This is a genomic window from Mesorhizobium sp. B2-5-4, assembly GCF_006441095.1.
GTDB lineage: Bacteria > Pseudomonadota > Alphaproteobacteria > Rhizobiales > Rhizobiaceae > Mesorhizobium > Mesorhizobium salmacidum.
The window spans coordinates 214,441-237,754 of sequence record NZ_VFUR01000003.1; the positions used below are offsets into that span (position 1 = coordinate 214,441).

Sequence of the window (23,314 nt, forward strand, 5' to 3'; positions counted from 1 at the left end):
TTCGCAGCAATCAGGATGATTGCGGCAAACACGGTGATTTATGGCCGAACCCCCGCTGAAAGGCGTCCGCGTCGTCGAACTCGCCCGCATTCTTGCCGGGCCCTGGGCCGGGCAGTTGCTTGCCGATCTCGGCGCCGATGTCATCAAGGTCGAGAGCCCCGATGGCGGCGACGACACTCGCAAATGGGGACCGCCCTTCGTCATGAGCCATGACGGCGAGAACCTGTCGGCCGCCTATTACCATTCCTGCAATCGCGGCAAGCGTTCCATCGCCATCGACTTCTCGACGCCGGAAGGCGCCGAGACGGTGCGCCGGCTGGTCGCGACGGCGGATGTGCTGATCGAGAACTTCAAACTCGGCGGCCTGAAGAAATACGGGCTCGACTACGGCAGCTTGAAGACGATCAACCCTCGCCTGGTCTACTGCTCCATCACCGGCTTTGGTCAGGATGGGCCTTATGCGCCCCGCGCGGGCTACGACTTCATCATCCAGGCCATGGCCGGCATGATGTCGATCACCGGCGAGGCCGGCCGCGAGCCGCAGAAGGCCGGCGTCGCCATCTCGGATATCTTCACCGGCCTCTATTCGGTCATCGCCATCCAGGCCGCGCTTCGCCATGCCGAACAGACCGGCGAAGGCCAGCACATCGACATGGCGCTGTTCGACACTCAGATCTCGGCGCTCGGCAACCAGAACCTCAACTATCTCGTCTCCGGCAAGTCGCCGGTGCAGATGGGCAATGCGCATATGAACATTGCCCCGTACGAAGTGCTTCCGGTCAGGGATGGCCACATCATCCTGGCTGTCGGCAATGACGGCCAGTTCGCCAAATTCTGCGCCGCGGTCGGGCTGGACGATTTGCCGGCCAATCCCGATTTCACCACCAATCCGGCCCGCGTCGCCAACCGCGTAGACCTTCGCGCACGCATCATCGAGGCGCTTAAGACCTGGGATCGCGATCCGCTGCTGGCGAAGCTCGAAGCCGCGAGCGTGCCGGCAAGTCCGATCAATACGATCGGCCAGATGTTCGCCGATCCGCAGACCATTGCCCGCGGCATGCGGCTCGACCTCGACGACGGCCATGGCAACCGCCTGCCGTCGGTGCGCGCGCCGATGATGATGTCGGGCACACCGCTCACCTATGAGCGCCCCTCGCCGCGCCTTGGCGAGCACACTGACGAAATCCTTGCCGAACTGGAGAAGTCTGGGAAATGAAGACCGGTGGACAACTGATCGTCGACGCCCTCGAAGCCAACGGCACAGACCGTATCTTCTGCGTGCCGGGCGAATCCTACCTTGCGGTGCTTGACGCGCTGCATGATTCCTCGATCCGCACCATCGTCTGCCGCCAGGAAGGCGGTGCTGCCATGATGGCCGACTGTCAGGGCCGGCTGACCGGCAAGCCCGGAATCTGCTTTGTCACCCGCGGCCCTGGCGCCACCAACGCTTCGGCCGGCATCCACATCGCCATGCAGGATTCGGTTCCCCTCATTCTGTTCATCGGCCAGGTCGCCAGCCACGCCAAGGAGCGCGAGGCTTTTCAGGAGGTTGATTACGTCAGGTTCTTCGGCGACATCGCCAAATGGGTGGTCGAGATCGACGACGCCTCGCGCATCCCTGAATTCGTCACCCGCGCTTTCGCCGTGGCGACGTCGGGCCGTCCCGGCCCGGTCGTCATCTCGCTGCCGGAGGATATGCTGACCAGCATGGTCGAAGCGCCGGAAGCACTTCCGCACACGCCCGTCGAGACCTATCCCGGGGAGGCCGAACTCGACGCACTGGAAATGCTGCTTGCCGGCGCGAAGCGTCCCTTCGTCATCCTGGGCGGCACGCGCTGGAACGCGGATGCCGTGGCGCGGATACGTGAGATCGCCGAGGTCTGGTCGCTTCCTGTCGGCTGTTCATTCCGCCGCCAGATGCTGTTCGACCATCTTCATCCAAACTATGCCGGCGATGTCGGCATCGGCATCAATCCGAAGCTAGCGGCGGCCATCAAGCAGGCCGACGTCGTTCTCTTGATCGGCGGCCGCATGGGCGAGATGCCATCTTCGGATTACACGTTGCTGAAGAGCCCCTATCCCGACCAGGCACTGGTGCATGTCCATGCCGATGCCGGCGAACTCGGCCGGGTCTACCGCCCGACGCTGGCGATCAACGCCTCGCCAGCGGCTTTCGTCGAGGGTTTCGCCAAGCGCAAGCCCGCCGGAACGCCATCATGGGCGGCCGAGACGCCTAGGCATCACGCGGCCTATCTCGAATGGTCGACGCCACCACAGACCGGCCCCGGCGCGGTCCAGATGGGTCCGATCATGGACTATCTGGAAAAGGTGTTGCCCGACGATGCCATCCTGACCAATGGCGCCGGCAATTATGCGACCTGGGTTCATCGCTTCCACCGCTCCCGCCGCTTCGGCACGCAAGCCGCGCCGACGTCGGGCTCGATGGGTTACGGCACGCCGGCGGCGGTCGCGGCCAAGGCGCTTTATCCGGAGCGCACCGTGGTCGCCTTCGCCGGCGACGGCTGCTTCCTGATGAACGGGCAGGAATTCGCCACTGCTGTGCAGTACGACCTGCCGATCGTGGTGATCGTCGTCAACAACGGCATTTACGGCACCATCCGCATGCATCAGGAGCGCGAATATCCCGGTCGTGTCGTCGGCACCGATCTGAAGAACCCCGATTTTGCAGCGCTTGCCCGCGCCTATGGCGGCCATGGCGAGACGGTGGAGAAAACAGCTGATTTCGCGCCTGCCTTCGAGCGCGCGCGAACCAGCGGCAAGCCGGCGATCGTCGAGATCAGGCTCGATCCCGAAGCGATAACGCCGACCCGGACGATGACGCAGATACGCGACAAGGCTTGAGAGCCGCCAGGCGAGTTCCCTGGCGCCTCCCTCTGTCCCGCCGGCCTTCGGCCCCTACATCGCCTTTTCGATCTGACCGCGGATCTCGCCGTCCTTGTGGGCCGCCGTGTGTACGTTGACATAATATTTGCCGGCCTCCAGGTCGGCGGCCTGCGCATCCGTCAGCGTCGCCGACCCCTTGATCGGGCTCTTGAGCTTGCCTTTGAACGGGATCACGGGATCCGCGTTTTCACCCATTGCCGCCGGGCCGTGGATATGCGCGGCCGACGCCGGGCCGCTGAGGCCGGAATACTTCACGTTCCAGCTGAGCTTCTTCTTCGTGGTGTCGAAGGTGAGAGTGGCCGTCCCCTTGCCCTTGGTTGTGACGGCTGGGCTCTGCTGGCCGCCATCCAGGGTCGCCTTGTATTTTACCATCTCGGCCATGGCCGGTGATGCGAACAGGAAAGCGGTGGAAATGGCGAGCGCCGACAGCGCCGGCAGGAAGGAGTGTGCGCGCATGAAGAACCTCCGATTGAAGCTATGCGTCGCGGCTCCCCGCCGCGCGCATGCTTCAATGCAACGGCTGGTTGGCACAATGTATCCCCGCACACGGTTTTGTGATCGAGCGAATGGAAAAGGGGCGGTCGCCCGCCCCTTTTTGGTGTCAGCCGTCGAACCGCTCGCAGGCGCAGTTGATTGCGCCTGCCAGGCTTATTTGACCGCCTTGTCGGTGATGGCGGTGGTATAGGCGCCTTTCGGCTCCTTGGTGATGATCTTCTGGTCGAGCAGCGCTTTGGCGGTGCGCTCGTAGGTCGCCGGGTCGAGCTTGCCGTCGGCGTTGTCGATCAGCTTGGCGACTTCGCTCATCATCCGCTTCTGGTGGTTTTCGTCCTGGCCGCCGCCGTCCATGACGATGCCTGCCGCCTCGTCATTGTTGTCGATGGCATATTTCCAGCCCTTCATCGAAGCGCGCACGAAACGCACCATCTTGTCCTCGAAGGCCGGATCCTTGAGCTTGTCTTCCGAGGCATAGAGGCCGTCCTCGAGCAGGTCGTTGCCCATGGCCGAGTAGTTGAAGACGGTGAGTTGTTCGGGCTTGTAGCCGGCGTCGATCAGCTGCCAGTACTCGTTGTAGGTCATGACCGAGATGCAGTCCGCCTGCTTCTGGATCAGCGGCTGCACATCGAAACTCTGCTTGAGAACGGTGACGCCATCGGGACCGCCATCGGTCTTGAGGCCTAGCTTGTTCATCCAGGCATAGAACGGATATTCATTGCCGAAGAACCAGACGCCCAGCGTATGACCCTTGAAATCGGCTTCGCTCTTGATCGGGCCGTCCTTCGGGCAGACCAGCTCCATGCCGGCCTTCTTGAACGGCTGGGCAATGTTGACCAGCGGCACGCCCTTTTCGCGCGCGGCGAGCGCGCCGCCCATCCAGTCGACGATGACATCGGCGCCGCCGCCGGCGATCACCTGCTCGGGGGCGATGTCGGGACCGCCCGGCTTGATCTCGACGTCGAGGCCTTCAGCGTCATAGAAACCCTTCGCCTTGGCGACATAGTAGCCGGCAAACTGCGCCTGCGTGACCCATTTCAGCTGCAAGGTCACCTTGTCGGCGGCCATTGCCTGGAACGCGGCCAGCGACATCGCGCCGGCCAGAACTGGAATAATAAGTCTTTTCATTTTTTTACCCTCTGAAGTTAGTGCCCTGAACCCACCGCCCCTATCCACCACGGACAGAGGGATGCCAAAACGTGACGGCCCTTTCGACAAGGGCGACCACGCCATAAAAGACCGAACCCGCAAGTGCTGCAACTGCGATTTCGGCCCAGACCATGTCGATGTTCATCCGCCCGACCTCGGTCGAAATGCGGAAGCCCATACCGACGACCGGCGTGCCGAAGAACTCGGCGACGATGGCGCCGATCAGCGCCAGCGTCGAGTTGATCTTCAGCGCGTTGAAGATGAAAGGCGCTGCCGCCGGCAGCCGCAGCTTGATGAGCGTCGGCCAATAGCCAGACGCATAGGTGCGCATCAGATCGCGCTCCATATGGCCGGACGCGGCGAGCCCGGCGACCGTGTTCACCAGCATCGGGAAGAAGGTCATGATGATGACGACAGCCGCCTTGGACTGCCAGTCGAAACCGAACCACATGACCATGATCGGCGCCACGCCGATGATCGGCAGCGCCGAGACCATATTGCCGATCGGCAAGAGCCCGCGCCGCAGGAACGCCACGCGGTCGGCGAGAACAGCGGTGACGAAGCCCGCACCGCTGCCCACGACATAGCCGAAAAGAACTGCCTTGAAGATGGTCTGCCGGACATCGGCGCCGAGGATCGGCAGCGAACCGGCGATGCGCGCGCCGATGGCGCTCGGCGGCGGCAACAGGATGAAAGGAATGCCGGCGCCTCGCGTTACCGCCTCCCAGATGATCAGGATCCAGGCACCGAAGATCGCCGGAATGATCAGACGCAAAGCGGTCCTCGTCGGCCCGTCCGTCGGGCGCAGTCCAGACAAGACCGCGACACAACGCCAGCCAAGCAGCCAGGCGGCCGCGAGCAGCAGGAAATATGGCGCCCGCGCCAGACCTTCGAAGCCGGCAATGCCCCCGATGAGCAGCCAGGCCGCCAGATGCGCACCGATGAAAAGCACGACAGCTTCGGCCATGGGCGGCACTTTGGCCATCGGGATCAAAGCGGCGAGAAGCAGCGCGCCGAAGATCAGCCAGCTCGTCGCGGCATAGGGATAGATCAACGTCCCCGCAGGCTGCGCCAGCGGATCCACTTTTGGCGCTGCGATCGCTCCGAGCGCAACGGCGATCAGGCACGCCAGGATCGCCAACGCCGCTTGCCAGGAAGGTTTCAGCCGGTTCATGCCGGCCTCCCGCCCATGGCGCGGTCGACGAGGCGGCCGGCGATGCCAACCACCATCACAAGCAGCCCCGCCACGATCGAACCGGCGACCAGCGCCGACCAGATGTCGATCGACTGGCTGTAATAGGCGCCGGCCAACAGCTTGGCGCCGATGCCGGCGACAGCACCCGTCGGCAGTTCGCCGACGATGGCGCCGACAAGGCTTGCCGCCACCGCAACCTTCATCGAGGTGAACAGGAACGGCACCGAGGCCGGCACGCGCAGCTTCCAGAAGGTCTGGGCCTGGCTGGCATTGTAGGTGTGCATCAGGTCGAGATGCATGATCTCGGGCGAGCGCAGCCCCTTCACCATGCCGACCGTTACCGGAAAGAACGACAGGTAGGTCGAGATCATCGCCTTCGGGACCAAGCCGGTGATGCCGACCGCCGCCAGCACGACGATGATCATCGGCGCCACCGCCAGGATCGGAATGGTCTGCGAGGCGATGATCCACGGCATCAGGCTGCGGTCGAGCGTCGCCACATGGACGATACCCACCGCAATGACGATGCCCAGCGCAGTGCCGAAGGCAAAGCCGAGCAGCGTCGAGGACAGCGTCACCCAGGCGTTGTAGACAAGACTGCGGTTCGAGGTGATGGGCCGCAGAAAGGTGTTCTCGAAGAAATTCACCGCCACCTGATGCGGCGCCGGCAGCGTCGGCTTCGGCTGCGACAACGTCTTGCCGATGAGTTCGCTGAACGTCGAGGTTTCGTTGGCCCGCCGGTCGAGATCGCGCTGGAAGGGCGCGTTGAGGAAGACGGCGAATATATACCAGAGCACGACCACGCCCAGAAGGATGGAGGTTACGGGAACGAGCTTGGAGCGGAAGCTATCCATGGGCGAAGTCTCGCGGATCACACGCCTTCGTCACATGCGCCTTCGTCATCCTAGGGCGGAGCAAGGAGCGGAGCGACGCGGCGCAGACCCTAGGATCCATGCCGTTACATTTCCGCTCCGCAGCGGTGCGGAATACGGCGCCCTGCGCCCCACTCTGTTTGGCCGGTATTCTCAGCTGCTTACGACCCTCGGCCGATGTCGCGGCATGGATCCTAGGGTCTGCGCAGGCTGCTACGCGCCTGCTCCGCCCTAGGATGACGAAGGCGCAGTACGCCGTGCGCTTGTCACCCGCTTCAATCATCATAGCTATGCCCTGCCCTCAACCCGTCCCGCACCCGTGCGGCGATCGCCAGGAACTCCGGCGTCTCGCGGATGCCGAGCGGCCGCTCTTTCGGCAGCGTCGATTCAATGACATCGCTGACCCGGCCCGGACGTGGCGACATGACGACGATGCGTGTCGACAGATAGACCGCCTCCGGGATGGAGTGCGTGACGAAGCAGATGGTCTTGTTCGTCCGTCCCCACAGTTCCAGCAATTGCTCGTTGAGGTGGTCGCGAACAATCTCGTCCAGCGCGCCGAACGGCTCGTCCATCAACAGGAGGTCGGCGTCGAAGGCGAGCGCACGGGCGATCGAGGCGCGCTGCTGCATGCCCCCGGAAAGCTGCCAGGGATATTTCTTCTCGAAGCCGCTGAGATTGACGAGGTCGAGCGTGCGCTTGATGCGCTCCGCCTGCTCGGCCCTGGACAGGCCCATGATCTCCAGCGGCAGCGCGACATTGCGCTCGATGGTGCGCCAGGGAAACAGGGCGGCGGCCTGGAACACATAGCCATAGGCGCGTTTCTCGCGCGCCTGTTCAGCTGTCATGCCGTTGACCGAAATCGCCCCCGAGGTCGGCTTCTCCAGATCGGCAATGACGCGCAGCAAAGTGGTCTTGCCGCAGCCCGACGGCCCGATGAAGGAGACGAACTCCCCCTTGCCGATGGTCAGGTCGACATTGGACAGCGCCTGCACCGGCCCGTCATTGGTCTGGAAGGTGAGCCCAAGCTTGCTTGCCGAAACAACGGCTGGCGAAGTTCCCGTCATCGGTTGCGGCCTGCCTGTTCCCGCGGCGCCGTCCCGATTCCGATTGCTTTTATCGCGATGTTGTTTTCCATTCGACCCGTCCCATTGGCCCCAGCCCTGCTGAGCTTGTCCCACTCAATCGACGCCCGGAGTTTCCCCGATGTCGCCTAAACCCACTTGTCATCTTATCCGCCCTGAAAGCACTTATGAAGGCAAGCAGGGTCTAACCTATTTCGCAGGCATCGCCACCGAGTCGGTCGGCTCTTCCGGCATCTGCATGCATGTGCTGACCATGCCGCCCGGCGCCCGCGCCAAGGCGCATCTGCATGAGAACCATGAAACGGCGATCTACGTGCTCTCCGGGGAGGTCCATACCTGGTATGGCGACAGGCTGGAGCATCACATCGTCGTCAAGGCCGGTGACCTCTTCTACATTCCGGCCGGCGTGCCGCATCTGCCGGCCAATCTGAGCAACGCCCCCTCGTCGGCCGTCATCGCCCGCACCGACCCCAACGAACAGGAAAGCGTCGTCCTGTTGCCGGAACTGGATGCACTGGTCGCTTGATATCCTCGAACGAGGGACGCTGGCCGTCATCGGCACCGTGACACTTCCCCGTAGACGGTATCGTCCTCGTCGGCAATCACCAGCTTCTTGGCGTTCTTGGCGCTGCGCTTGATGGTGAACCGGATCGTCGACTGGCCTTCCTCGCCTTCCGCCTGGCATTGCGCCTTCGCCACCAGCGAACCGTCGGCCTGTACCTGCTTTTCAATGAAGGTACAGGCGCTGGCGATGGTGATGAAGTCGGTATCGGTAAGCAGCAGCATGTCCTCGGCATAGACCTTCTGACCATTCTTATTGATGCAGCCGGTCTTATTGCCATAGGGCTTGGACAGGTCGATACCGGCCGCCGAGGCGGAGCCGGCAGCCAGAACAAGAACGGCGGTGAGATAGAACCCCGCGCGCCTCACCGTCAAACCCCGGTCGCCGGAATGCCGGTCCGCTCGACCTTGCGCGGCGCGGTGATCTCTTTCCAGGTCGACAGCGCCCGGTTGACCGCGGCGTTCGGCTCGCGGCCGACGAACTCACCATGATCGGGCTTTGCCTTCACCTCGGCTTCGTCGATCGACAACTCGCCTCGCGAGAAGACGAAGCGCGGCAAGCCCGTCACCTCGACGCCTTCGAACACGTTGTAGTCGATGACAGACTGCTGCTTCTTCGAAGAAATCGTTTTCTTGCGCTTCGGATCCCAGACGATGATGTCGGCATCGGCACCTTCGACGATAGCGCCCTTTTTTGGATACATGTTGAGGATCTTGGCGATGTTGGTCGATGTCACCGCGACGAACTCGTTCATCGTCAGCCGCCCGGTGTTGACGCCCTTGGTCCATAGCACCGGCAGCCGGTCCTCGAGGCCCCCCGTGCCGTTGGGAATCTTGGTGAAATTGCCGACGCCGAAACGCTTCTGCTCGGTGGTGAAGGCGCAATGGTCGGTCGCCACCACCTGCAGCGATCCGGCTTGCAGGCCCGCCCACAGAGAATCCTGATGCAGCTTGTTGCGGAAGGGCGGGCTCATAACGCGGCGCGCCGCGTGATCCCAGTCCTTGTCGAAATACTCGCTCTCGTCCAGCGTCAGGTGCTGGATCAGCGGCTCGCCGTACACCCGCATGCCTTTCTGGCGCGCCCGCCGGATCGCCTCGTGGCTCTGCTCACAGGAGACGTGCACGACATAGAGCGGCACACCGGCCATGTCGGCGATCATGATGGCGCGGTTGGTTGCCTCGCCCTCCACTTCCGGTGGGCGCGAATACGCATGTCCTTCGGGGCCATTGTTGCCGGCGGCGAGCAGCTTCTGCGACAGGGCGGCGACCACGTCGCCATTCTCGGCGTGCACCAGCGGCAGTGCGCCGAGATCGGCGCAGCGCTGGAACGACGCGTACATCTCGTCGTCGTCCACCATCAGCGCGCCCTTGTAGGCCATGAAGTGCTTGAACGAGGTGATGCCCTTGTCGACGACGGTGGCCATCTCGTCGAACACCTGCTTGCCCCACCAGGTGATCGCCATGTGGAAGGAATAGTCGCATGAGGCCTTGGAGGTCTTGTTGTCCCACATCTGCAAAGCTTCGAGCAGCGATTGCTGCGGGGACGGGAGGCAGAAATCGACCACCATCGTCGTGCCGCCGGCCAGGGCCGCACGCGTGCCGGATTCGAAATCGTCGGCTGAGTAAGTGCCCATGAAGGGCATTTCAAGATGGGTATGCGGATCGATGCCGCCTGGCATGACATAGCAACCGGTGGCGTCGTACTCATGGTCGCCATGCAGGTCCGAGCCGATGGCGACGATCTTGCCGTGCTGCATCAGCACGTCGGCCTTCCAGGTGCGGTCGGCGGTGACGACGGTGCCGTTCTTGATGACTTTGGTCATTTTGCTGTTCCCTTGTTCTTCTCTTCGCGCTTCTTGGTGAGCGGCGTTGAAGGTAAATCTCTAAATTCACTCCACGATGACGGCCGTCTCCACCACCGCGTGGAACAGAACGTCGGCGCCGGCCGCGGCCCATTCCTTGGTGATCTCTTCCGCCTCGTTGTGGCTTAATCCATCCACGCAAGGGCACATCACCATCGCGGTCGGCGCGACGCGGTTGATCCAGCAGGCGTCGTGGCCGGCGCCGGAGACGATATTGCGGTGCGTGTAACCAAGCCGCTCTGCGGCGTCGCGGATCGCCTTGACGCAGCCCTTGTCGAAGGTGACCGGATCAAAATGACCGACCTGCTCGATCTCGTATCGGATGTCGAGCGCGTCGCAGATCGTGTCGATGCCTTCGCGGATGCGGCCATCCATGGCGTCGAGCATTTCCTTCTCCGGTGAGCGGATGTCTATGGTGAAGACGGTGCGGCCGGCGATGATGTTGCGCGAATTGGGATAGACTTCCATGTGGCCGACCGCGCCGACGGCGTCGGGCTGGTAGTCCATGGCGATCTCGTGCACCAGTTCGATCACCCGGGCCATGCCGAGGCCGGCATTGCGGCGCTTCGGCATCGGCGTCGAGCCGGTATGCGCCTCCTTGCCGGTCAGCGTCACCTGCAGCCATTTCAGGCCCTGGCCGTGGGTGACGATACCGATGTCGATATCTTCGTCCTCGAGGATCGGGCCCTGCTCGATATGCAGTTCGAAGAAGGCGTGAATCTTGCGGTCGCCGACCTTCTCGGCGCCCTTCCAGCCGATGCGCTCCAGTTCCTCGCCGAATTTCTTGCCGTTCTTGTCCGTATGCTCGTAGACATCGGCCTGGTCGAGCACGCCGGCAAACACGCCGGATGCCATCATCGCCGGGGCGAAGCGTGCGCCTTCCTCGTTGGTCCAGTTGGTGACGACAATCGGGTGCTTCGTCTTGATGTCGAGATCGTTGAGCGAGCGCACGATCTCCAGGCCGCCGAGGACGCCGAGAACGCCGTCATACTTACCGCCGGTCGGCTGCGTATCGAGATGGCTGCCGACATAGACCGGCGGCAGGCTGGGGTCGGTGCCTTCGCGGCGGGCAAACATGGTGCCCATCTCGTCGACGCCCATTTCGAGCCCGGCGGCATCGCACCAGCGCTTGAACAGGTGCCTGCCCTCGCCGTCCTCGTCGGTCACGGTCTGGCGATTGCTGCCGCCGGCGATGCCGGGGCCGATCTTCGCCATCTCCATGATGGAATCCCACAAACGGTCTGAATTGATTCGCAGATTTTCGCCGGGTGCGGCCATTCAAAGTCCTTCCATTTCATGTTCTGGGCGGGTGGCGGTTCCCATCGCCACCTACCCAGTAAAGGCAAGTCTAGTCGATCGACCGCAGTACTTCCCGCACATGGTCGATCAGTTCGTTGATCTGGCCCTTGGTGATGATGAGCGGCGGCGACAGTGCGATGATGTCGCCGGTGGTGCGGATCAGCGCGCCGCGCTCGAAGGCTTTGACGAAAGCCGAGAACGCACGCTTGGTCGGGCTGCCGGCGATAGGCGCGAGCTCGATCGCGCCGATCAGGCCGATGTTCCTGATGTCGATGACATGCGGCTCGCCCTTCAGCGAATGCAGCGCATCCTCCCAATAAGGTGCCAGTTCCTCGCCACGGGTGAGCAAGCCCTCTTCCTTGTAGGTGTCGAGCGTGCCGAGTGCGGCCGCACAAGCGATCGGATTACCCGAATAGGTGTAGCCATGGAAGAACTCGATCATGTGCTCGGGGCCAGTCATGAAGGCGTCGTGGATTTCCTTCTTCACGAACACGGCACCCATCGGGATGACGCCGTTGGAGACACCCTTGGCGGTGGTCATGATGTCGGGCGTGACGCCGAAATAGTCGGCGGCGAACGGCGCGCCAAGGCGGCCGAAACCGGTGATGACCTCGTCGAAGATCAGCAGGATGCCGTGCTTGGTGCAGATTTCGCGCAGCTTCTCGAGATAGCCCTTCGGCGGCAGGATAACGCCGGTGGAACCGGCGACCGGCTCGACGATGACGGCCGCGATGGTCGAGGCGTCATGCAGGGCGACGATCCGCTCCAGCTCGTTTGCGAGCTCCGCGCCGTGCTCCGGCACGCCTTTCGAAAAAGCGTTCTTCTCCGGCAGATGCGTGTGCGGCATGTGGTCGACGCCGCCCAGCAGCGTGCCGAACATCTTGCGGTTGGTGACGATGCCGCCAACCGAGATGCCGCCGAAATTGACGCCGTGATAGCCGCGCTCGCGGCCGATGAGCCGGGTGCGTGAGCCCTCTCCCTTCACGCGGTGATAGGCGATCGCCATCTTCAACGCCGTCTCGACCGATTCCGAACCGGAATTGGTGAAGAACACATGGTCCATGCCCTTGGGCGCGAGGTCGACCAGGCGGTTGGCCAGCTCGAACACGATCGGATGGCCCATCTGGAAGGCCGGGGCGTAGTCGAGTTCGGCGGCCTGGTGCTGGATCGCCTCGGTGATCTTCGGACGGCAATGGCCGGCGTTGACGCACCACAGGCCGGCGGTGCCGTCCAGCACCTTGCGGCCGTCGCTGGTCGTGTAATGCATGTCCTTGGCGGACACGAACATGCGCGGCGCCTGCTTGAACTGCCGGTTTGCCGTGAACGGCATCCAGAATGCGCTGAGATCGTTCGGCGTGACTTTCAGCCGGTTGGACATGACCAAGATTTCCCCTTGTACCTGTTTCGCTGCGCCCAACGCTTGGTCTTTGCCGCGCTTTCATGCTACGCAAATTTTGACCGATTGGACAAACGTTAGCACCGCCATGTCGGCGGTCAATGGATTACTAGCGGAAATGCGGCTCCTAAAGTGCGTTCCACAGGTTGGAGAAAAACTGGTCCAGAGAATTGGTCCAGATGACCGTCGATGCGAGGGTCCGCAACGGTGACCACGAGCACGCAAGCCCCTCGCCGCACCCGCATCCAGGTGGAAAAGCGCGAACTGATCCTGGAGGCCGCGCTCGAAGTGTTTTCCACCAACGGCTTCCGAGGTTCGACCATCGACCAGATCGCCGAAGCCGCCGGCATGTCGAAGCCGAACCTGCTCTACTATTTCCGCCGCAAGGAGGACATTCACGAGACATTGATGGAACGGCTGCTCGAAACCTGGCTGGCGCCGCTCAGGGAACTCGACGACATCGGCGATCCGATGACCGAACTCAGGAGCTACATCAGGCGCAAGCTGGAAATGGCCCGCGACTTTCCGCGCGAGAGCCGGCTGTTCGCCAACGAGATCCTGCAGGGAGCGCCGCGCATCATGCCGCTGTTGGCGGGCGAGTTGAAGACGTTGGTCGACGAGAAGGCCGCCGTCATCAAGGGCTGGATGCGCGCCGGCAAGATCGCCCGGACCGATCCCTGGCACCTGATCTTCGCGATCTGGGCAACGACGCAGCACTATGCCGATTTCGACGTCCAGGTCCGCGCCGTTCTGGGGTCGAACCGCGGCGGCGACGGCCGCTTCGAGGACGCTGCCCGCTTCCTGGAGCAATTGTTCCTCGATGGGCTGAAGCCAAACGGCTAGCGGCCGACCCACCGGTTGTTTGGTTCTTGCTGACCGTGAGGTTAGCGGAGGCGCTCATTATTTCGTCATCCACGGGCGGAGCAAGGACGTGGCGACGCAGCGCAGACCCGAGGACGACGAAGCTGAGGGGTCTCACGCGCTGCGTCGTTAGGCCGGCATCGCGTCGAGCAATTGCTGCAGCTTGGCGATCGAGTTCTGCTCGGCGAGCGGCGTGTAGACGATCAGCCGCATGTCTGAGCCGTCGTCGATCGACAAGCTCATATGCTCGAAAGCCATCAAGCCAGCCTTGGGATGCCGGATGTGCTTCACGCCGGTTAGTTTTCGCGCCACGTCGCGCCGGGGCCACCAGTCACGGAACTCGGGACTTGAGTTCATCATCAGCGCGATCAGCCGTTCGAAATCCGGATCGCCGACATATTTGGCGCTTTCGGCACGAAACGAGGCGAGCACCACGCGGGCGAGTTCTTCCCAGTCGACCAGCAGGCGGCGGTGGTGCGGGTTGGTGAACACCATGTGGACGATATTTCTGCTATCGCCCTCCAGCAGGCCGTAGTCGCCGAACACCGCCACGGCCGCTTCGTTCCAGGCAAGAACGTCCCAACGCCGGCCGACGACATAGGCGGGCTGCTGCACCAGGCTTTGCAGCATATGCAACAGCGTGGCGTCGACCTTTTCCGGCGCCGCCACACGACGCTCCGGCTGCTGGCGGCCGGCCAGGATGAACAGATGCCGCTTCTCGACGGCGTCGAGGCGAAGCGCCTCGCAGAGCGCCGCCAGCACTTCCACCGAGGGCCGCACATCCCTGCCCTGTTCGAGCCAGGTGTACCAGGTGGTGCCGACACCGGCGATCATCGCCACTTCCTCGCGCCGCAGACCCGGCGTTCGCCGTCGCGGACCTGTCGTGATGCCGGTGGCCGACGGCGCTAGCCTTTCCCGGCGCGAACGCAGGAAGGCGCCGAGCTCGCGCCGGCGGCTCTCGTCGGCTGATCGGGTGGAGGCAGCGGGAGCGTTCACGCCGGCTATTATAGCAGTATTGATACCAGGATAAAGTTTGAACTGTTTGACATGGGCGAAGCGCCCCATCTTGCGTTCAGGGCAACAACAGCAGGCTCTGAACATGGAATTGAAAGACAAGACCATCCTCATCACTGGCTCGACCGACGGCGTCGGCCGGGTCGTGGCGCAAAGGCTGGGTGCCGCCGGAGCACGGGTGCTGGTGCATGGCCGCGATGCAACCCGTGGCAAGGCCGTTATCGCCGACATCGAAGCCGCCGGCGGCAAGGCCGAGTTTCTCGCGGCCGATCTCGCTTCGCTGGCGGAGGTAAGACGCCTCGCCGAGGCCGTGCGCGGCAGCACAACCCGCCTCGACATCCTCATCAACAATGCCGGCGTCGGCACTGCTGGCGACAAGCGACAGACAAGCGCCGATGGCTACGAGTTGCGCTTTGCCGTCAATTATCTCGCCGGCTTCCTGCTGACCTCGGAGCTTCTGCCGCTGCTGAAGGCGAGCGCCCCGGCACGCATCGTCAATGTCGCGTCCGCCGGCCAGCAGCCGATCGATTTCGACGATGTCATGCTGACCCGCGGCTATAGCGGGGTGCGCGCCTACTGCCAGAGCAAGCTGGCGCAGATCCTGTTCACCGTCGATCTGGCCGAGCAGTTGGAAGGCAGCGGCGTCACCGTCAACGCACTGCATCCGGCGAGCTACATGAACACCACCATGGTCCGACAGGCGGGCGTGACGCCGTGGAACTCCGTCGAAACCGGCGCCGAAGCTATCTTGAACCTCGCCACCTCATCCGCGCTCGAAGGGCGCAGCGGCCTTTATTTCGACGGCCTGCGCGAATCCCGCGCCCACGCCCAGGCCTACGACGCCAGGGCAAGACAGCAATTGCGCAGCCGGAGCCTCGACCTCGTCGGGTTGGCTTCGCCAAAATCGAAGGAAGAACAGTCATGACCGACAGAACCGAACACACAGTCATCATCGGCGGCTCGTCCGGCATCGGCCTGGCGACAGCGCGCAAACTGCTCGGCCCGGGCATGAAGGTGACCATCACCGGGCGCAACCAGGACAAGCTCGTCAGCGCCTGGAAGAGCCTTGGCGGCGCTGCCGACAAGGCCGCCTTCGACGCTTCGAAGCCGGATGACGTATGCCAGTTCTTCGAGCGCCTCGGCCCGTTCGACCATCTCGTTCTGGCGGCCAGCGGCGGCAAGGGCCTCGGTCCATTCGAGACCCTCGACCTTGCAGACATCGCCGGGGGCGTCGACGAAAAAGTGCGCCCGCAACTCTCCTGCCTGCAGGCAGCCTTGCCGACGCTGAACAAATCGGGATCGGTCACATTCATTTCGGCGGTGTCGGCCCAGGTCGCGATGCCGGGCGTCGCCGGCATCGGCGCCATCAACGGCATGCTGCTGACCGTCGCGCCGATCCTGGCGGTGGAACTGAAGCCGCTGCGCGTCAACGTGGTTGCGCCCGGCGTCATCGACACGCCGTGGTGGGATTTTCTACCGGTTGAGCAGCGGCAGGCGGTCTTTGCCGAATATGCGGGGAAAACGCCGGTCGGCCGCATCGGCCGTGCCGAGGACGTCGCCTCGGCGATAGCCTTCCTCGTCTCCAACAGCTTCATGACCGGCCAGGTGCTGACCTGCGATGGCGGACTGCGGTTCGCGGCCTGAGCATTTGGCAATCGTCGCCAGGCGACCACTGTTCCATGAACAAATTAAAGCGACTGCGCGATCAACGTCAAAAACCCTCCGCTCAGCGCGACATTGCCCACGACACCGTTGATGCGCGCTGCCCGGTCTGGACCCTGATGATCCCAGAAATTATGGAACATTGACGTCGCCACGACCAGAAACATCACCAGCACCGTGCAGGCAATCGCGGTCCAGAGACTGGCGATCACCAGCACGCCTGCGATGATCTGCAGGACAATGCCGGCCCACAGCGCCAACCGAGTCTTTGGCACGCCACGCGCGGCCATCAAACCGGTCAGGAATGCGGCGTTCTGGATGTTGCGCAGGCCGGCGAAGACAAAGGCGCCGCCGAGCAGCAGGCGGCCGAGAAACAGCAAGGTCGAAGGCAAATCGACGGGCATTAAATTCTCCCTTTGAAAACAGTAGGAGCGCCGCTTTCCTCGGCGCTCCAATAGACACCAGGACTGTCAGGCTGCCTTGGCGGCCGGCATCGGATGGATGGCATGGAACGGGATGCAGAGCCGGTTCCAGGTGTTGATCATGCCGACCGCCACGGACAGCTTGACCAGTTCCTCTTCCGAAAAATGCTCGAGCGTGCTGATATAAAGTTGATCCGGCACACCATTTTTGGCGATCAGCGTCACCGCTTCGGTCCAGGCGAAGGCGGCGCGTTCGCGCTCGGAGAAGAGCGGCGATTCCTTCCAGGCAGCGACCAGATAGAGCCGCTGTTCGGTCTCACCGTCGCGCCTGGCTTCGCGGCTGTGCATCTCGACGCAGAAGGAACAGCCGTTGATCTGCGAGGCCCTGAGCTTAATCAGGTGCAGCAGGCTCACCTCCAGCCCGCATTCGTCGACCGCCTTGTTGAGTGCCGTCACCGCCTTCATGATTTCCGGCGCCTTGGCGAAAAACTGCAGTCTCTGTTTCATCGTCTTTCCTTTCGCATCTTTGGGGAGGTTAGGCTTGGTTGGTTGAACGGGATTTCTGCGGCCGCTGATGACGCTCGACAAAGGCGCAGCTCGCGGCAAACGATCTGGGGTCGCCTTCCGCCGCGTAATCCGCCACGATGTCGGACAGCTTCACCTCTGCGAGCGCTGCCCGGTAGGCGCGCTCGGCCTTCAGCATCGCGGCATTGATGCCGCAGGGTTTGACATAGGCCGAGGCGTCGATCTTGACCGGACCGTTGCGGCGGATCTCGCCGCAGCGAAACGCCGGCTCGCGCCCTTCGACGGCCAGCACGATGTCGAGCAGCGTGATGCGCTCGGCAGCCCGCGCCAGCCGGTAGCCGCCGGCGGGACCCGGCACCGATTCCAGGATCCGCGCCGCGCTCAACATGTTGAGATGCTTCAGGAGATAGGTCGGCGACAGGCCGAAGGCCTCCGCCAGGGCCGCGCCCGGCATCGTGCTGTTGCCCTCGACACTGGCCAGCGTGGCCGCGCAGTGAATGGCCGCTTCAACGCCCTCGCCCAGCTTCATGATGCCAATCTCCCATTCATGGATACCTTTTATCGTGGATAATTTTTATCTGCAATATGAAAATGAAAAAACGGCGCCCGAAGACGCCGCTTTTCTCGTCGAATGTCTGCTCGCTACTCCGCCGCCACCTTGGCCATCGGGTTGTTCGGATGCGTCGTCCAGTTGGCATAGACCGGCGACACCGGTCTGCCGGTGCGCTGGTCCAACGCGCCCGCCGCCAGCGGCTCCATGGTGATGCAATTGTCGACCGGGCAGACATTGACGCACAGATTGCAGCCGACGCACTCGGCCTCGATCACCTCGAAATGCCTGACGCCGTTGACCATGCTGGTGATCGCCTGGTGCGAGGTGTCCTCGCAGGCGATGTGGCAGCGGCCGCATTTGATGCAGGCATCCTGGTCGATACGCGCCTTGGCGACATAGTTGAGGTTGAGGTACTGCCAGTCGGTGACGTTGGGCGTGGCACGGCCGATGATGTCGTCGAGCGAGCGGTGGCCCTTCTCATCCATCCAGTTTTCGAGGCCGGCGATCATCTCCTGCACGATCTTGAAGCCGTAGGTCATCGCCGCCGTACAGACCTGCACGTTGCCGGCGCCAAGTGCCATGAATTCGGCGGCGTCCCGCCACGTGGTGATGCCGCCGATGCCGGAGATCGGCAGGTCGCGGGTTTCGGGGTCGCGCGCGATCTCGGCCACCATGTTCATGGCGATCGGCTTCACCGCCGGGCCGCAATAGCCGCCATGCGAACCCTTGCCGTCGATGGTCGGCATCGGTGCGAAACTGTCGAGGTCGACGCCGGTGATCGAATTGATGGTGTTGATCAGCGACACCGCGTCGGTGCCGCCGGCATGCGCTGCCCGCGCCGGTTTGCGGATATCGGCGATGTTGGGCGTCAGCTTGGTGATGACGGGCATGCGCGTATATTGCTTGCACCAGCGCACCACCATTTCGATATATTCCGGCACCTGGCCGACGGCCGCCCCCATGCCGCGCTCCGACATGCCGTGCGGGCAGCCGAAATTGAGCTCGATGCCGTCGGCTCCGGTCTCCTCGACCAGCGGCAGGATGGATTTCCAGCTTTCCTCGACGCACGGTACCATGATGGATGCGATCAGCGCGCGGTCGGGCCAGTCCATCTTGACTTGCTTCATCTCGCGCAGATTGGTCTGCAAATCGCGGTCGGTGATCAGCTCGATGTTGTTGAGGCCGAGCAGGCGCCGGTCGGCGCCCCAGATCGCACCGTAGCGCGGGCCGTTGACGTTGACCACCGGCGGCCCCTCTTCGCCCAGCGTCTTCCAGACCACACCGCCCCACCCCGCCTTGAAGGCGCGGATGACGTTGTAGGCCTTGTCGGTCGGCGGCGCCGAGGCCAGCCAGAACGGATTGGGCGATTTGATGCCGACGAAATTGTTGCGGATGTCAGCCATGACAGGTCCCTTTCAACCGAGACGAAGGAGCATTTCCACGGGAGCAAGAATGCCGCCTTCAAGCGCGGCGGTGAGATTGGCGATCTTGGTGCGGGCATCCTCGCCCATGACGAGGCCGACGCCGGGCGGCGGCTTTTTGCCCTCGGCCTGCGCGGCCGCCATGCGGGCCCGCATCTTCGCGAAGAATTCGATGGCGAAAGCACCGCGCGGGCGCTCCGCGGTCACCGAAAAGCCCGCCGCGGTGGCCGTCGAACGATAGTTGTCTGGCGTGGCGACAAAGGACATGGTCTCGTCGGATGCCCATGGCAGCGGATAGGTCAGCGCGCCGTCCTTGAGCCGCATCACGTCGTAGACAGCGAAAACGCCGCCGGACTTGAGCACACGGGCGGCCTCGCTCATCAGTTTGCGCTTGTCGGCCAGGTTCATGCCGACATGCAGGATCATTGCCGCATCGAAGCTGGCCTTGTCGAACGGCATGTCCAGCGCGCTGCCCTGCACGAAGCGCGTCTTGCCGTCCATTCCCACCTGTTTCGACAGGCTGGCCGCGATGTCGACATAGCTTTGCGTCAGGTCGATGCCGGTGACGTCGGCGCCGGCATTGTTCGCGGCAAAACGGGCCGGACCGCCGATACCTGAACCGATGTCGAGAAGCCGGACTCCAGGCTTCAGCCCCATCTGGTCGATGAGTTCCCTGGTGGCGGCCACGCCGCCAATGTGGAATTCGTCGACTGCGGCGAGATCGTCGGCGCTCAGAAGGGCGATTTCCACGCCAGTATCGGCAAGCGCGGCAAGAATCCGCTGCTCCAGGCCTGAAATCTCGTAGTGACGGGCAATGCCCGGTTCCACCGTGGCCATGATCCTTATCCCTGGGTCAGGCTCCTGTGGATGCTCTCAGCCGCATCGCGCCCTTGCGCCACGGCCGAGACGGTCAGGTCGTCGCCACCAAAAATGCAGTCGCCGCCGGCCCAGACCTTGGCCAGCGAGGTGCGCCCTTCCTCGTCAACCTTGATACGGCCGGCTTCGAGGTCGATTGACGCCCCGCTGCCGTTGAGTGCGACCGGCACAAAACTCTGGCCGATGGCCTTGAACACCTGGTCGGCAACCAGCGTCAGCGTCTCGCCGGTGCCGGCAAGCTTGTCCCCGATGAGCGCGGTGTATTCGAGTTCGATGGCACTGACCTTGCCACCTTCAGCGATCACCCGCTTCGGCTGCAGCCAATGGCGGATGGTGACGCCGTTGGCGGCGGCCAGGTCCTGCTCGAATTCGGAGGCGTTCATATGCTCCTGGCCGCGCCGGTAGCAGATCGTCACCTCCTCGGCGCCCAGCAGCTTCGACTGCACGGCGGCGTCGATCGCCGTCATGCCGCCGCCGATGACGACGACGCGGCGGCCAACCGGCAAGCCTGAGAGGTCGCTGGCCTGGCGCAGCTCGGCAATGAATTCGACCGCGTTGGTGACGCCGGCGGCATCCCCGCCATCGGCGCGCAGCGCGTTGACGCCGCCAAGCCCCATGCCGAGGAACACCGCATCGTAGTTGCGGATCAGGTCGGAGAACTGGTAGTCGCGGCCAAGCGCCTTGCCGTTCTGGATGTCGATGCCACCGATCGCGGTGACGTAGTCGACCTCGGCCTGGGCGAAGTTGTCGACGCTCTTGTAGGCGGCGATACCATATTCGTTGAGACCGCCGGCCTTCGGGCGCGCCTCCAGGATGGTCACGTCATGGCCGTGGCGGGCGAGCCGGTGCGCCGCGGCAAGGCCGGCCGGGCCGGCGCCGACCACGGCGACCGTCTTGCCCGTTGGCTCGGCGCGTGGATAAAACTGCTTGTTCTCGCTCATCGCGACATCGGTGGCGTAGCGCTGCAAACGGCCGATCTGCACCGGCTTGCCTTCCGCCACCTCGCGCACGCAGACCTCCTCGCACAGCGTCTCGGTCGGGCAGACGCGGGCGCACATGCCGCCCAGGATGTTCTGGTCGAAGATGGTCTTGGCCGACCCGATCGGGTTGCCGGTCGAGATCTGGCGGATGAACATCGGAATGTCGATCGAGGTCGGACATGCATTCATGCACGGCGCGTCGTAGCAGAAATAGCAGCGGTCGGATTCGACCAGTGCCTCGTGATGATCGAGCGGCGGGTGCAGGTCGGAAAAATTGTCCGCATATTGGTCGGGCAGGAGCCGGCCGCCGACAATACCTTCTTTGAACTGGCCCTCTGGCATTTTCAGTTCCCCATTTTCGTTTTGGGGAAGGCTAGCACGTTTTGTTTTTTTATCAATTGGTCAATTTTTGACGCAAAACATTGAAAAGGCTGGACTAAAAGATGACAATAGAATTCAAGTTAAGGGGACGGGTATGCAGGGATGGAGCTGCCGCCCATGCCAATGCCGTGGATCAACCTGATCTCGTCGGCGACCAATCGCTGCAACGTCCAAAGATTGCGGTCGCGGATGCCGAATTCCTCGAGGTGGCTGACCGTGTTGTAAAGATATTCCGCCCCGGAGCCGACATGGCCGCAGGCGCGCGCCAGCACCCGTGCTACTGTCTCCAGCGGCTGCCCGAGCGAAGTGCCTCTGCCCGTCACCCCGACCCAGAAACCCAGCGCCCGCAGATGCCCTTGCGCCGTACGCACCGGGACCCACCTGACCGACGCGACGCTCTCGTGATCGTCGATCTCGCGCCGCAACAGTCTTTCGATCTGAGCAGCCTTCTCCCCTTCTTCCGGTAGACGATAGATCACACCATCGCATCGCCCGCCGCGTTCGAGCGCCATCATCAGTCCTGGCTGCGCGACACTGCCGCGCCAGCGGACCATGTCGATGCAGAAGGAGCGATGCCAGCCATGGGCGGTGGCGCGCTGGCGTTCGACGGACTCGAAAGCCGGCTTCCAGATCAGTGAGCCATAGGCGAACACCCATAGCGGCCCCGCATCGGCTTCATCGGACAGCCGCGCGGAAAGGACCCGGAAATCCTCGTCGCTCAGCTGCGTCCAGCTGCCGCTGGGCCCGGGATCGGCCTCCTCGCGATGGCACAGTGTAACAAGCTCGGCTGTAAGCGACATCTGCCGCATGGATCGAGGCCCCCTTCTCGTGGCCAAGCAAAGGCGAAAATCGCAAGGCGCGCAAGATACCAGGAGGCTGGCCTTGCCGTTCCCGATTTCTAGCCCAGATGTCGGATTTCTGTCGTCGAGATCGTCCTAGGATGGATCGAACGACGATCGGTGCACAACGGTGAGGAGACCGACTATGCCAAAATCCCCGATGCCCTTCTTCTGGTACGAACTGATGACGTCGGACCTCGACGCCGCGGAGGCTTTCTACACAACCGTGGTCGGCTGGAGGGCCGAGCCCTTCGACAAGGCCCCAGGTATGCCGCGCTATATCGTCATGAATGTCGGCGGGCGTGGCGTCGGCGGCCTGATGACGATGCCGGAGGATGCGGCCAATATGGGTATGCCGCCCGCCTGGCTGGGCTATATCCATGCAAGGGATGTCGATGCCGCTACCGCGTCGCTGGAAAAGGCAGGTGGTGCCGTTCACCGCCAGCCCGACGACATTCCAGGCGTCGGCCGCTTCGCCGTCGTCGCCGATCCGCAAGGCGCGACGTTCATGTTCCTGCAGCCGAACGGCCCCGACCAGCCGGTTGTGCCGGCCAGCACGCCTGGCCATATTGGCTGGCACGAACTTTATACGAGCGATTGGAAGGCCGCCTTCGATTTCTATTCCAGCCAGTTCGGCTGGACCAATGCCGGCGAATTCGACATGGGCCCGATGGGCATCTATCAGACCTTTACCGCCGGCCCTGAATCCGGTGGCGGCATCATGAACAAGCCCGAGCAGATACCGGTGCCGGTCTGGCAATTCTATTTCAATGTCACCGGCATCGACGCGGCCGCCAAACGCGTCACCGACAATGGCGGCAAGATCCTGATGGGACCCATGGAGGTGCCCGGAGGCAGCTGGGTCGTGCAATGCCAGGACCCGCAAGGCGCGCATTTCGCTCTGATGGCGCCGGTGCGGTAGCGAGCGCTTACGCCAACCACTGAAATCACGCCTGCTGGCGTCG

24 protein-coding genes are annotated in these 23,314 nt (G+C 63.2%); 7 read left to right on the forward strand and 17 right to left on the reverse strand.

The window, feature by feature from the left end:
- The first annotated feature begins 40 nt into the window (after positions 1–40).
- Positions 41–1,216 (forward strand): CaiB/BaiF CoA-transferase family protein, encoded by a 1,176-nt coding sequence (locus FJ492_RS05600; protein WP_140768901.1) that lies wholly within the window; start codon positions 41–43, stop codon positions 1,214–1,216.
- A complete protein-coding gene (locus FJ492_RS05605) occupies positions 1,213–2,862 on the forward strand; it encodes a thiamine pyrophosphate-binding protein (RefSeq protein WP_140768903.1) in 1,650 nt (549 codons plus the stop codon). Before FJ492_RS05600 ends, FJ492_RS05605 begins: the two co-directional genes overlap by 4 nt.
- A gap of 54 nt (positions 2,863–2,916) precedes the next feature.
- On the opposite strand, the gene FJ492_RS05610 is transcribed toward FJ492_RS05605, so the two are convergent.
- The 5 genes from FJ492_RS05610 to FJ492_RS05630 form a co-directional block, all read right to left on the reverse strand.
- The gene (locus FJ492_RS05610) at positions 2,917–3,360 is read right to left on the reverse strand and encodes a CHRD domain-containing protein (protein ID WP_140502367.1); all 444 of its coding nucleotides are present in this window, start codon (positions 3,358–3,360) and stop codon (positions 2,917–2,919) included.
- A gap of 192 nt (positions 3,361–3,552) precedes the next feature.
- The gene (locus FJ492_RS05615; RefSeq protein WP_140502365.1) at positions 3,553–4,524 is read right to left on the reverse strand and encodes an ABC transporter substrate-binding protein; all 972 of its coding nucleotides are present in this window, start codon (positions 4,522–4,524) and stop codon (positions 3,553–3,555) included.
- Between the two features lie 40 nt (positions 4,525–4,564).
- Positions 4,565–5,719 (reverse strand): ABC transporter permease, encoded by a 1,155-nt coding sequence (locus FJ492_RS05620; protein WP_140768905.1) that lies wholly within the window; start codon positions 5,717–5,719, stop codon positions 4,565–4,567.
- The gene (locus tag FJ492_RS05625) at positions 5,716–6,594 is read right to left on the reverse strand and encodes an ABC transporter permease (RefSeq protein WP_140768907.1); all 879 of its coding nucleotides are present in this window, start codon (positions 6,592–6,594) and stop codon (positions 5,716–5,718) included. Before FJ492_RS05625 ends, FJ492_RS05620 begins: the two co-directional genes overlap by 4 nt.
- Before the next feature lie 293 nt (positions 6,595–6,887).
- Positions 6,888–7,679, reverse strand: coding sequence for an ABC transporter ATP-binding protein (locus FJ492_RS05630; RefSeq protein ID WP_140502361.1), 792 nt, complete (start codon positions 7,677–7,679; stop codon positions 6,888–6,890).
- A 139-nt stretch (positions 7,680–7,818) separates the two neighbouring features.
- On the opposite strand from FJ492_RS05630, the gene FJ492_RS05635 reads away from it, so the two are divergent.
- A complete protein-coding gene (locus tag FJ492_RS05635; protein ID WP_015317160.1) occupies positions 7,819–8,223 on the forward strand; it encodes a cupin domain-containing protein in 405 nt (134 codons plus the stop codon).
- A 26-nt stretch (positions 8,224–8,249) separates the two neighbouring features.
- Here FJ492_RS05635 and FJ492_RS05640 read toward each other — a convergent pair whose 3' ends face one another.
- The 4 genes from FJ492_RS05640 to FJ492_RS05655 form a co-directional block, all read right to left on the reverse strand.
- Positions 8,250–8,627, reverse strand: coding sequence for a hypothetical protein (locus tag FJ492_RS05640; RefSeq protein WP_181166587.1), 378 nt, complete (start codon positions 8,625–8,627; stop codon positions 8,250–8,252).
- Between the two features lie 2 nt (positions 8,628–8,629).
- The gene (hydA, locus tag FJ492_RS05645) at positions 8,630–10,081 is read right to left on the reverse strand and encodes a dihydropyrimidinase (protein WP_140768909.1); all 1,452 of its coding nucleotides are present in this window, start codon (positions 10,079–10,081) and stop codon (positions 8,630–8,632) included.
- A 66-nt stretch (positions 10,082–10,147) separates the two neighbouring features.
- Complete coding sequence (locus FJ492_RS05650) at positions 10,148–11,398, reverse strand: Zn-dependent hydrolase (protein ID WP_140768911.1); 1,251 nt, start codon at positions 11,396–11,398, stop codon at positions 10,148–10,150.
- Positions 11,399–11,468: 70 nt separating this feature from the next.
- The gene (locus tag FJ492_RS05655) at positions 11,469–12,797 is read right to left on the reverse strand and encodes an aspartate aminotransferase family protein (RefSeq protein ID WP_140502356.1); all 1,329 of its coding nucleotides are present in this window, start codon (positions 12,795–12,797) and stop codon (positions 11,469–11,471) included.
- Between the two features lie 225 nt (positions 12,798–13,022).
- Between FJ492_RS05655 and FJ492_RS05660 the strand changes: the two genes are divergently transcribed.
- A complete protein-coding gene (locus FJ492_RS05660; protein WP_140502355.1) occupies positions 13,023–13,658 on the forward strand; it encodes a TetR family transcriptional regulator C-terminal domain-containing protein in 636 nt (211 codons plus the stop codon).
- A gap of 147 nt (positions 13,659–13,805) precedes the next feature.
- On the opposite strand, the gene FJ492_RS05665 is transcribed toward FJ492_RS05660, so the two are convergent.
- Positions 13,806–14,672 carry a helix-turn-helix transcriptional regulator gene (locus tag FJ492_RS05665; RefSeq protein WP_140768913.1) on the reverse strand — a complete coding sequence of 289 codons (867 nt, stop codon included), beginning with the start codon at positions 14,670–14,672 and terminating at the stop codon, positions 13,806–13,808.
- 103 nt (positions 14,673–14,775) lie between these two features.
- On the opposite strand from FJ492_RS05665, the gene FJ492_RS05670 reads away from it, so the two are divergent.
- Entirely contained in the window at positions 14,776–15,615 is an 840-nt protein-coding gene (locus tag FJ492_RS05670; protein WP_140768915.1) for an SDR family NAD(P)-dependent oxidoreductase, read from the forward strand.
- Positions 15,612–16,334 carry an SDR family oxidoreductase gene (locus FJ492_RS05675; RefSeq protein WP_140768917.1) on the forward strand — a complete coding sequence of 241 codons (723 nt, stop codon included), beginning with the start codon at positions 15,612–15,614 and terminating at the stop codon, positions 16,332–16,334. The genes FJ492_RS05670 and FJ492_RS05675 overlap by 4 nt, the downstream gene beginning before the upstream one ends.
- 44 nt (positions 16,335–16,378) lie before the next feature.
- On the opposite strand, the gene FJ492_RS05680 is transcribed toward FJ492_RS05675, so the two are convergent.
- From FJ492_RS05680 to FJ492_RS05710, 7 genes are all read right to left on the reverse strand, one after another.
- Positions 16,379–16,756: a DoxX family protein gene (locus FJ492_RS05680; protein WP_140768919.1), complete on the reverse strand. Its 378-nt coding sequence runs from the start codon at positions 16,754–16,756 to the stop codon at positions 16,379–16,381.
- 66 nt (positions 16,757–16,822) lie between these two features.
- The gene (locus FJ492_RS05685; RefSeq protein ID WP_140768921.1) at positions 16,823–17,281 is read right to left on the reverse strand and encodes a carboxymuconolactone decarboxylase family protein; all 459 of its coding nucleotides are present in this window, start codon (positions 17,279–17,281) and stop codon (positions 16,823–16,825) included.
- Positions 17,282–17,309: 28 nt separating this feature from the next.
- Positions 17,310–17,828, reverse strand: coding sequence for an Rrf2 family transcriptional regulator (locus tag FJ492_RS05690; protein ID WP_027141588.1), 519 nt, complete (start codon positions 17,826–17,828; stop codon positions 17,310–17,312).
- A gap of 113 nt (positions 17,829–17,941) precedes the next feature.
- Positions 17,942–19,255 (reverse strand): NAD-dependent dihydropyrimidine dehydrogenase subunit PreA, encoded by a 1,314-nt coding sequence (preA, locus tag FJ492_RS05695; RefSeq protein WP_140747597.1) that lies wholly within the window; start codon positions 19,253–19,255, stop codon positions 17,942–17,944.
- A 12-nt stretch (positions 19,256–19,267) separates the two neighbouring features.
- Positions 19,268–20,110 carry a methyltransferase domain-containing protein gene (locus FJ492_RS05700; protein WP_140747600.1) on the reverse strand — a complete coding sequence of 281 codons (843 nt, stop codon included), beginning with the start codon at positions 20,108–20,110 and terminating at the stop codon, positions 19,268–19,270.
- A 5-nt stretch (positions 20,111–20,115) separates the two neighbouring features.
- Positions 20,116–21,471 carry an NAD(P)-dependent oxidoreductase gene (locus FJ492_RS05705; RefSeq protein WP_140768923.1) on the reverse strand — a complete coding sequence of 452 codons (1,356 nt, stop codon included), beginning with the start codon at positions 21,469–21,471 and terminating at the stop codon, positions 20,116–20,118.
- Between the two features lie 119 nt (positions 21,472–21,590).
- Positions 21,591–22,319 (reverse strand): gamma-glutamylcyclotransferase, encoded by a 729-nt coding sequence (locus FJ492_RS05710; RefSeq protein ID WP_140768925.1) that lies wholly within the window; start codon positions 22,317–22,319, stop codon positions 21,591–21,593.
- 175 nt (positions 22,320–22,494) lie between these two features.
- Between FJ492_RS05710 and FJ492_RS05715 the strand changes: the two genes are divergently transcribed.
- On the forward strand, positions 22,495–23,271 hold the full coding sequence (locus tag FJ492_RS05715) for a VOC family protein (RefSeq protein WP_140768927.1): 777 nt from the start codon (positions 22,495–22,497) through the stop codon (positions 23,269–23,271).
- Positions 23,272–23,314: the final 43 nt, after the last annotated feature.